The organism is Rhodococcoides corynebacterioides, assembly GCF_019834675.1.
Lineage (GTDB): Bacteria > Actinomycetota > Actinomycetes > Mycobacteriales > Mycobacteriaceae > Rhodococcoides > Rhodococcoides corynebacterioides_A.
In genome coordinates, this window is sequence record NZ_JABUBU010000039.1 from 1 (window position 1) to 8,599 (window position 8,599).

Consider the following 8,599-nt stretch of genomic DNA (forward strand, 5'->3'; position numbering starts at 1 on the left):
GGTGTGGGGGGGGACGGGTGGGGGGTCCGCTCAGAGAATCGGGGACCCACCGGTCACGCCGATGACCTGTCCGGTGACGTAACTGGACTCGTTCGAGGCGAGGTAGACGTAGGCGGGCGCGAGTTCGGCGGGGTGACCGGCGCGGCCCAGCGGCGCCTGGTCGCCGAATCCCTCGACGCTGTCCGGCGGCATCGTCGCCGGAATCAGCGGCGTCCAGATCGGGCCCGGCGCCACCACGTTCACGCGGATGCCGCGCTGCGCGACGTCCTGCGCCAACCCCTTGGAGAAGTTGATGATGCCCGCCTTGGTCGTGGCGTAGTCGAGCAGTTCGGGGGACGGGCTCACACCCTGGACCGAGGACGTGTTGACGATGGTGGAGCCCGGTTCCATCACCGACACGGCCTTCTTGGACAGCCAGAACAGCGCGTAGAGGTTGGTCTTGAGGACGCGGTCGAACTGCTCGGTGGTGATGTCGGCGATGCCGCCGCTCTGCGCCATCTGGAAGGCGGCGTTGTTCACCAGGATGTCGATGCCGCCCAGTTCCGCAACCGTCGTGTCGATCAGGCTCGTGCAGAACTCCTCGGAGCGGATGTCGCCGGGTGCCCGCACGGCGCGTCGACCGGCGTCCTCGACCAGTCGCACCGTCTCCTGCGCGTCCTCTTCCTCGTCCTCGAGGTAGCTCAGGACCACGTCGGCCCCCTCGCGCGCGAAGGCGAGAGCGACGGCGCGGCCGATGCCGGAATCGGCGCCGGTGACCAGCGCCCGACGGCCGACGAGCCGGTCCGATCCGCGATAGGAGTCCTCCCCGTGGTCGGGGGTGGTGACCAGGTCGCGAGTCAGGCCGGGATGCGAGATCGGTTGTTGGGCAGCGCGATCCGGTGCCGGATAGGCGTGGACGGGGTCGCGCAACGGGTGGTCGGCTGCGGTGGAGTCGGCGGTCATGCGCAGCCGGGTACCCGCCGATCGCCGAGGAAACCGTGCTCGGCCGGTCGAGTCAGCGGCGGCGGGCGAGAACCTTCGCCAGCCCCGACGCGTCGTGGCGGACTCGGCCGTCCTCGATGCGGACGAACCCTCCCGCCCAGTCGGGGTCGGAATCGGCGGCGGCCTGCGGATCCGTCGTGCCTTCGGCGTCGGTGCCGTCGTGGGCGGTCACCGTGAGCGCCCGACGGATGGACTCGTCGATGCCGATCGGGTCGCCCACGGCGTCGGCGAAATCGCTCGTCACGGCATTGCCGCGCCGGGCCACCATGTCGTGATGGAGGCTGTCCACCAGCGAGATGACCGTGCCGGGCGGCATTCCGGTGATGGTGGCGACGGCCCGCCCGACCACGGGCGTCGGGACGAACGGGACGCGGAACTGCGGGCGGGAGAGGTCGGCCACGGCGGCGTACCGCCCCAGCAGCTCGGGATAGGTGAGCACCTCGGTGCCGCCGATGTCGAACGAGCCGGGCATCGCGCGCTCGCCGAGCGACGCCGCGATGACCTGCAGGACGTCCGCTGTGGCGATGGGTTGCACCTTCTTGACCATCCAGGACGGCACCGGGGTGGCCGGCAGCCGCTCGACCATTCGCCGCACCAGCTCGAAGGACGTCGACCCCGAGCCCAGGATGATGGCGGCGCGCAGCACGGTCGAGTTCACCGTCGCGTTCGTGAACACCTCCTCGACCTGGAGGCGGGAGCGGATGTGGTCCGACAGGCTCGTCTGGTCGTCCGGCACGTGGCCGGAGAGGTAGACGATGCGGTCGACCCCGTGCTTCTCGGCGGCGCGCGCCACGGCCTCGGCGGCCTCGCGGTCCTTGCGGACGAAGTCGCCGTCGTCCATGGAGTGCACCAGGTAGACGACGGCGTCGGCCCCGGTCAGGGCGGTGTCGATGGACTCCGGATCCGTGATGTCGAAGTGCACGGGGGTTACGCGATCACCCCAGCTGAACGACGCCGCCTTCGCGTCGTCGCGCATCGCCGCGAGGACGTCGTGCCCGTCGGCGAGAAGGATCGGAACGAGCCGGGAACCGATGTACCCGGTGGAGCCGGTGACGAGAATGCGCACGCACATACCTTTCGGGTGGAGTCTGCGTGATACCCCCTCGTCAGCGGCTCAACCGGGGGTGCGCGAGAACTCGGCGTACAGCTCGGGCAGGAACCGGGCCAGGTGGTTCATCTCCGACCCGCAGTGGAAGAGCAGATTGCGCCCGAGTTCCAGGCTCAGGTCGAGGTCCGACGGGTCCACGGCCACGCCGCGGGCGACGGCGCACGCCGCCTGCACCACGTCGGGTACGTGGAGGCCACGGATGTTGAGGTAGAAGCGGCTGCGCATCTCCGCACCACCGGGAATCGGCCGCACCTGGTGGGCCAGCCAGCCCAGGTCGACGGGGGCGATGCTGCTGCCGACGCGGCCGAACACGATGGTCTGATCGGCCGGCACGGTGAACCCGTGCGCCACCGGATCCCGGAAGTTGATGCCGAGTTGCTGCATCTTGGGGCCGACGAGCTCGTCGACGAACGTGGTGTTCCCGATGTATTTCTGCTTGTCGGGGATGGGTTTGCGCGTGCGGTCCTCGGCCAGCGCCGCGAACTGGTGCGCGTCGGGGTGCCACAGCTTGTACCGGGCCGCCTCCGTGGAATGCCATCCGAACCACCAGTCCCACATCGCGGCGGTGACGCGGGGCATCTCGGTGCGGACGGCGACGAACACCACGCCGTCGGGCGAGCGCCCGTACCCCGTCTCGATCGGGGACAGGCCCGTCGGGCCGAGATCGCGCGTGAGGCTCTCGAAGCGCGGGACCGCGGCCGGATCGAGCGGCGGACTGGCGAAGACCTGCTGCACGACGGCCTGCGGCGGCGCGGTGCGCGGCTCGAAGTACTTCGCGTACGGCTTGGCCCGATCCTCGTCTCGGTAGCCGGGATAGCGCGGGGCGCACGTGGCCGGCAGCAGAGGGGGCAGCGGTGCGGCGGCGGCGCGTCCGGCAGCGAGGCCGGTGGAGACGACGCCCAGGCCCGCGGCGGCCGCCACGCCCATGGCGGCTCGACGGCCGAAGACCCGATTTCTCAACATCCGTCGAGGGAACGCCCTGTAGTGGTGCGCTGTCAAACGGTTCGACGCATGTCTGGTGCAGTTCACCAGGTCGGGGACTTGCCCTGCGATACCGACGGCCCGTCGCTAACCTCAACGGGTGTCACAGTCCGGGACACACGGTGTGGTGGTCTCGGACGGACCGACCGCGGACGGGGGAGCGGCGGTGACGGTCGGGGGGTCGGCCGTCACCGCCGCTGCGGAATCACGCTCGGGTTGCGGATCGGACGTGCGTGCCCGCACGACCGTGCGGGTCCGTAGGATTCGGCGAGTGACCACCCGTGGCCGAGTCGACACCGAGGCGGCACCGAGAACGGAGCGCCGCGCCCTCATCGCGCAGGCCGCCGTCGCGGTTCTCGCCGAGCGCGGCCCGCGCGGCTTCACCCATCGGGCCGTCGACCAGGCCACCGGCCTCGGCGCCGGGGCGGTCAACTATCACGCCCCGGACCGCGCGACGCTGCTGTCCCTCGCGCTCGAGGAGGTCTTCCGCCGGGACCTGGCGGTGGCCGCCGAGTACTTCGCGCTGGACCGGTGGGATCTCGACTCCGTGGTCGACGCGATCGTCGGCTTCGTCGAGGCCATGTGCAGCGATCGCCACCGAGCGCGGGTCGTCGCCCGCCACCACCTGCTCGGCGAGGGGCTCGTGCGGCCGGAGATCAAGGCGGTCTTCGACGGCCAGTTGGCCGCGTTCGTCGCGCTCGTCGTGGAGAAGATGACCGAAGCCGGCTATCCGGCGACCACGGCGTCGGCGGAACTGTTCGCGATGTCGGTCGACGGTCTGCTGACCCGACAGGTGATCGTGGGGCTCGAACCCCTTCCGCGCGAAGAACTTCCGCGTATCGCCACCCTCATCGCACGACGGTGGTGAGCCCGGGGCGGGTCCGGTCGGACCCGCCCCGGGGGTTCGCTATCCGGAGGTCACCTCGTGCCGGCTGCCCGCGTCCACCTGCTGCGGGCCGTCGGACGTGCGCCCGATCTCGATGCGACGCGGCTTGGCCTTCTCCGCGACCGGGATGGTCACGGTGAGCACGCCGTTGTCGTACGTCGCCGCGATGCCGTCGGTGTCGATGCCCTCGCCCAGGCTGAGCTGGCGCATGTACTTGCCGGAGAAGCGTTCCGAGGTGATCCACTGGACGCCCTGGTCGTTCGGGGCGGTGCGTTCCGCGCGGAGCGTCAGGATGCCGTTGTCGACGTCGACGTCGACGGAACCCGGATCGACTCCCGGCAGGTCGGCCTTGAGGACGTAGTGGTCCCCGGACTTGTAGAGATCGATCGGCATGAAGCGCGGCACGCGCGGCGATCCCGCGGACGCGCCGAGCAGCTGCTTGGCCACCGAGTCGATGTCGGAGAAGGGATCGAAGCGAAGCACAGCACTCACCTCCATCACATCAGCGGCCTCCACCCCGCGTGGAGGCTCCTACCAGCTGTGCAGCACCGAATTTAGCACTCTCTGCGTGAGAGTGCCAGATCTGACCGACGGATTTTCGCGGCCGATGTCGGGTTTCGACCCCCCGGGGGCGGGGCATGCGTGAGACGCCGGTGGGGGATCGCTCTGTGCGATCCGTCGCGGCTGAGACCCACCGACACGCGCGTGGGCGTGCCCATCAAACGGACTCGAGCAAAGGGTGCGGACGGGCTTCGGCAGAGCGACGGCACCGTCGTGGGTTCGAAGCCGGTCGCCGGGCGAGACCGACGAGAGGCAGGCCTGTGACCACAGTTCGGCACGATGCGATGGACCTTGTTCGAGCCCACCCCGGCGTGTATGCGCCGCAGGACGATTCCCGATTCCCGATTCCTCTGCGACGCGATGGCGGTGGCGGCGTCGCCGCTGGACGCCCGCGTCCTCGATCTGTGCACCGGAACCGGCGTGCTCGGCATCCAGGCGGCCCTGCTGGGCGCCCGCGAGGTCCTGGCCTACGACATCAACCCCCGTGCCGTGGCCTGCGTCGCCGACAACGCCCGTCGGCTGGGCGTCGAGGTGGACGCCCGGTGCGGCACGCTCACCGATGCTCTCGCCGAGCGCCCGTTCGACCTGGTGGTCTCCAACCCGCCGTACGTGCCGTCCCCCACCCGGCCCGAGGGCGTCGGGATCCATCGGGCCTGGGACGCGGGTGACGACGGCCGCGTCGTGCTCGATCCGCTGTGCGACGCCGTGTCCGACCTGCTGACCCCGGACGGCACCATGCTCATCGTCCATTCCGAGTTCTCCGGCGTCGCCGAGACGGTCCGTCGTCTCACCGCGGCCGGCGCCGTCGCGGACGTCGCGGCCCGACGCCGCATCGCCTTCGGACCCGTCATGCACTCCCGCGCCGCGTGGCTCGAGGCCTCGGGCAAGCTGGCACCGGGCCGTCGGTCCGAGGAGCTGGTGGTCGTGCGGGCGCGCCGTGCCTGACCTGCCGGAGCTGCCGGACCGGCCCGGTCGGCCGGTCGACACCGCGCCACGCGACGCCCGTCGGGTGCGCGTGGTGCCGGGCGGTCCGGTGATGGTGGAGGGCCCCGTCGACGTCGAACTCGAGGACGGCACGTCGGTCCGCTCCGACCGATTCATGGTGGCGCTGTGCGCGTGTCGCCGCAGCAAGAACTACCCGTTCTGCGACACCAGTCATCGACGCAAGGTGCGGGCGGCGCGCGAGAACTCCTGACCGATGGGTGTTTGGTCGCATTCTGGTCGGCTATTCGGCGCCCGTGGACGTACAGCAGACTGCACCGGATCCGACTGCTCGGCGCGCATTCACCGACGCCGAATGGCGAGACGTGCTGCACCAGCGCGGACTTCGCGTGACGGTGCCGAGGTTGCTGGTACTCGGCGTCATCGCCACGCACCCGCACGTCGATGCCGGATACGTCGCGCGCACCCTGCGGCATCGCGGACTGTCCCGACAGACCGTGTACGGCAACCTCGACGCGCTCGTCGCCGCGAAGCTCCTGCGTCGCGTGGAACCGGCGGATTCCGCTGCGCTGTACGAGCTTCGGATCGAGGGCGACGACCACCACCATCTGATGTGCCGACACTGCCGGCGCCTGTTCGACACGGCCATCGTGCCGGGGGTCGACCTCACGCCGACGGGGTCGCAGGCCCCCGGCTTCCGGGTCGACGGGGTCGACGTCTTCTTCTGGGGTGTGTGCGGTGACTGCGCGGCGGAGAGGACTCGCGTCGACGACCCAACTCGGTCGGATCCGGCGAGCCCGGCGCGGGGCTTGATCGGCTCGGACGGGGGTACACGGCCGTCATGAGCGACGATCGCGAGAAGATGCTGGCCGATCACCGTCGGCCGGACGGGGTCTCGGACGAGACCGTGGAGGCCGTGGGATCGGTCTCCGAGGCGCTGGAATGGGTCGAGCGTGCCCGCGGAGCCCTCTACGACTTCCACCAGATGATGGGCCGAGCGGACCTCACGCTCGGCGAGGCCGCCGACGCGCTGCGGAAGGCCGGCCACACCGACGAGGCCGACGAACTCGAGCGAAACGTGGTCGGACGCAACGTGCTCGAAGGCCGGTGGACCTTCCAGATCGTCGAGGACTTCGACGACGGGTACTGGACCACCGTGCGCGACCACGAACGCCGCATCCGGGAGCGACTCATGGACGGGCGACGCCACGTGTTCGAGGCGGAGATGAAAGAGGACCGCCGCACCCACGGGCGTCGCGGACACGAGGCCCGGCCGTGACGCCGCAGGTGACCACCGAGGACGTCGAGAACCTCCTCGGCGCCGACGACGGAGCCGTGCTGATCCTCCGGGGCACCGAGATCGCCCTCGCGACCGACGAGGGTGACGACCTCCTGGTGACCACCCGAGCAGCCCTGATCGGCGAACTGGGGGAGCGTCCCGAGAAGGAGGCGCTGACCCGCGCCGCTGCCGCGCTGACGGACGTCGTCGCCAAGCTCGGTGCTTGATACCCGACCCCTGCGAATCGAGGAGAAACGATGAGCGACACCACGTCCCCCGACGCGTCCGGCTACGGCGAGTCGATGGGACCGCCGGACTTCGGCACCCCGCATTCGGGAGGCTCGACCACCGGGAACGAGCCCGAGCAGGACTCGCCCGACACACCCGACATCCCGGGGTACTCGGTGCCGCCGGCGGAGGACCCCGAGTAGGGGGTCACCGACCCAGCGCGGCCAGCCCCGTCGATACGCCCAGCCCGACCAATCCGCGCAGGCCCCGCGGGGTCAGCGCCGTCGACCATCGGGTGGTGTCGGACGGTGCGTCCAGCGGTCGCCCGGCGAACCGGTCTGCCAGCCACTCCATGACCACCGACGCGGTCAGCGGGTGGAGGGAGATGTGGTCGGCCAACCGGTCGCGGTCGTAGCGCACGTGGGCTCCGGCCTTGCGGTAGCGCTGCACCTGACCGTCGACGTCGTCGCAGGCGATGATCCAGTCGTACGCCGCCTGGTTGATCATCAGCGGGAACGACGGCGCCGACTTGCCGGGCTGGATGTCCTGGAAGATCTGCACCAGTTCCGGGCGAGCCATGATGTCGGCCAAGGGAACTCGGGTGTAGCGGTCGAGGTCGTGCATCAGCAGCGCCAGGGTCGCGTGCACCGTGGTCCGCCGCTGCAGCCGGCGCAGGATGTCCTGCCCCGGCTCGGCCACCGTGTCCTCGATGATCTGCGCGAGGTCGGGGTACGTCCGGCGCAGACCCTCGACCACCATGGTCGGCAGCGCGGCGAACAGCCCGCCGTTGAGGCGCGTGAACGCCGACGCCGGATCGCCCACCGGTGACCCCAGCGCACCCGCCACGATGTTGAGTTCGGGGGCGTGGGTGCCGGCGACCTCGACGGCCCACGACGTCGCCAACCCGCCGCCGGAGTACCCCCACAGCGCCACCGGGTTGTCCGGTCCGAGCCCAGCGGGCTCGAAGGACAAGGCGGCCCGAACGCCGTCGAGCGTGATGTAACCGGGCTCCACCGGGGCGCCCCACCGCCCGTCGGCACCCTCGTGGTCGGGCAGGGTCAGCGCCCACCCGCGCCGCAGTGCGTACCGCACCACCACCCACTCCACCTGCGGCAGCGAGCCGAGGGCGTGGGCGCCGCGGCGCAGCGCGTACGACGGGAAGCAGCGGTCGCTGACCGCGTCGATGGCGCACTGGTAGGACACCACCGGCCGCGCGTCGTCGGGCGTCGCACCTGCCGGCAGCAGCAGCGTGGTGACCGCGGTGCTCGGCTCCCCGTGCAGGTCCGCCGTGCGGTAGAGCAGCTGCCAGGCGTCGACACGCTGGGGGATCAGCGAGAACATGCCGATCTCCACCCGCCGCGCCCGCAGGACGGCTCCGGGTGCCGCGTCCTCGAACCCCCGCGGCGCGCGGTAGAAGGGGTCGGTCGACGGCAGGCCCACCGGCCGCGGCGAGAACGGCACCTCGCCGGGTGTGCTCGGCTCCGCCGCCTCGTGCTGGACGCTCATGTCGCTCCGCTTCCCTCGGCTCCGAGTGGCAGGGACGGGTTCGGTCCCTCGGGTAACAGTAACCCTGCGTCCGGGTTCCCTCTCTTTCCCTTCCCGCCCCTGCCCTCTTGCGCGCCCTTCCCCGCGG

12 protein-coding genes are annotated in these 8,599 nt (G+C 70.9%); 7 read left to right on the forward strand and 5 right to left on the reverse strand.

Features of this window, described 5'->3' with window-relative positions; all coding sequences use genetic code 11:
• Positions 1-30: 30 nt before the first annotated feature.
• From HQ603_RS18575 to HQ603_RS18585, 3 genes are read right to left on the reverse strand one after another with little or no spacing between them, the layout of a single operon-like run.
• The gene (locus HQ603_RS18575; protein WP_222686227.1) at positions 31-942 is read right to left on the reverse strand and encodes an SDR family oxidoreductase; all 912 of its coding nucleotides are present in this window, start codon (positions 940-942) and stop codon (positions 31-33) included.
• A 52-nt stretch (positions 943-994) separates the two neighbouring features.
• On the reverse strand, positions 995-2,047 hold the full coding sequence (locus HQ603_RS18580; RefSeq protein WP_222686228.1) for an NAD(P)H-binding protein: 1,053 nt from the start codon (positions 2,045-2,047) through the stop codon (positions 995-997).
• Positions 2,048-2,095: 48 nt separating this feature from the next.
• Positions 2,096-3,052, reverse strand: a complete 957-nt coding sequence (locus HQ603_RS18585) for a DAPG hydrolase family protein (RefSeq protein WP_222686229.1) — start codon at positions 3,050-3,052, stop codon at positions 2,096-2,098.
• A 289-nt stretch (positions 3,053-3,341) separates the two neighbouring features.
• Here HQ603_RS18585 and HQ603_RS19160 point away from each other — a divergent pair, with 289 nt between their 5' ends.
• Positions 3,342-3,938, forward strand: coding sequence for a TetR/AcrR family transcriptional regulator (locus tag HQ603_RS19160; protein WP_222686230.1), 597 nt, complete (start codon positions 3,342-3,344; stop codon positions 3,936-3,938).
• A gap of 39 nt (positions 3,939-3,977) precedes the next feature.
• Here HQ603_RS19160 and HQ603_RS18595 read toward each other — a convergent pair whose 3' ends face one another.
• Positions 3,978-4,439 carry an Hsp20/alpha crystallin family protein gene (locus tag HQ603_RS18595; protein WP_222686235.1) on the reverse strand — a complete coding sequence of 154 codons (462 nt, stop codon included), beginning with the start codon at positions 4,437-4,439 and terminating at the stop codon, positions 3,978-3,980.
• A 357-nt stretch (positions 4,440-4,796) separates the two neighbouring features.
• On the opposite strand from HQ603_RS18595, the gene HQ603_RS18600 reads away from it, so the two are divergent.
• From HQ603_RS18600 to HQ603_RS18625, 6 genes are all read left to right on the forward strand, one after another.
• Positions 4,797-5,462, forward strand: a complete 666-nt coding sequence (locus HQ603_RS18600) for a methyltransferase (RefSeq protein WP_261774077.1) — start codon at positions 4,797-4,799, stop codon at positions 5,460-5,462.
• A 1-nt stretch (position 5,463) separates the two neighbouring features.
• Positions 5,464-5,712 carry a CDGSH iron-sulfur domain-containing protein gene (locus tag HQ603_RS18605; protein ID WP_371831077.1) on the forward strand — a complete coding sequence of 83 codons (249 nt, stop codon included), beginning with the start codon at positions 5,464-5,466 and terminating at the stop codon, positions 5,710-5,712.
• A gap of 136 nt (positions 5,713-5,848) precedes the next feature.
• Positions 5,849-6,304 carry a Fur family transcriptional regulator gene (locus tag HQ603_RS18610; protein ID WP_308126617.1) on the forward strand — a complete coding sequence of 152 codons (456 nt, stop codon included), beginning with the start codon at positions 5,849-5,851 and terminating at the stop codon, positions 6,302-6,304.
• Complete coding sequence (locus HQ603_RS18615) at positions 6,301-6,738, forward strand: hypothetical protein (RefSeq protein WP_222686231.1); 438 nt, start codon at positions 6,301-6,303, stop codon at positions 6,736-6,738. The genes HQ603_RS18610 and HQ603_RS18615 overlap by 4 nt, the downstream gene beginning before the upstream one ends.
• A complete protein-coding gene (locus tag HQ603_RS18620) occupies positions 6,735-6,965 on the forward strand; it encodes a hypothetical protein (protein ID WP_222686232.1) in 231 nt (76 codons plus the stop codon). The genes HQ603_RS18615 and HQ603_RS18620 overlap by 4 nt, the downstream gene beginning before the upstream one ends.
• Before the next feature lie 30 nt (positions 6,966-6,995).
• A complete protein-coding gene (locus tag HQ603_RS18625) occupies positions 6,996-7,169 on the forward strand; it encodes a hypothetical protein (RefSeq protein WP_222686233.1) in 174 nt (57 codons plus the stop codon).
• 4 nt (positions 7,170-7,173) lie between these two features.
• Here the strand turns inward: HQ603_RS18625 and HQ603_RS18630 are convergent, their stop codons facing one another.
• Entirely contained in the window at positions 7,174-8,472 is a 1,299-nt protein-coding gene (locus tag HQ603_RS18630; protein ID WP_222686234.1) for a lipase family protein, read from the reverse strand.
• Positions 8,473-8,599: the final 127 nt, after the last annotated feature.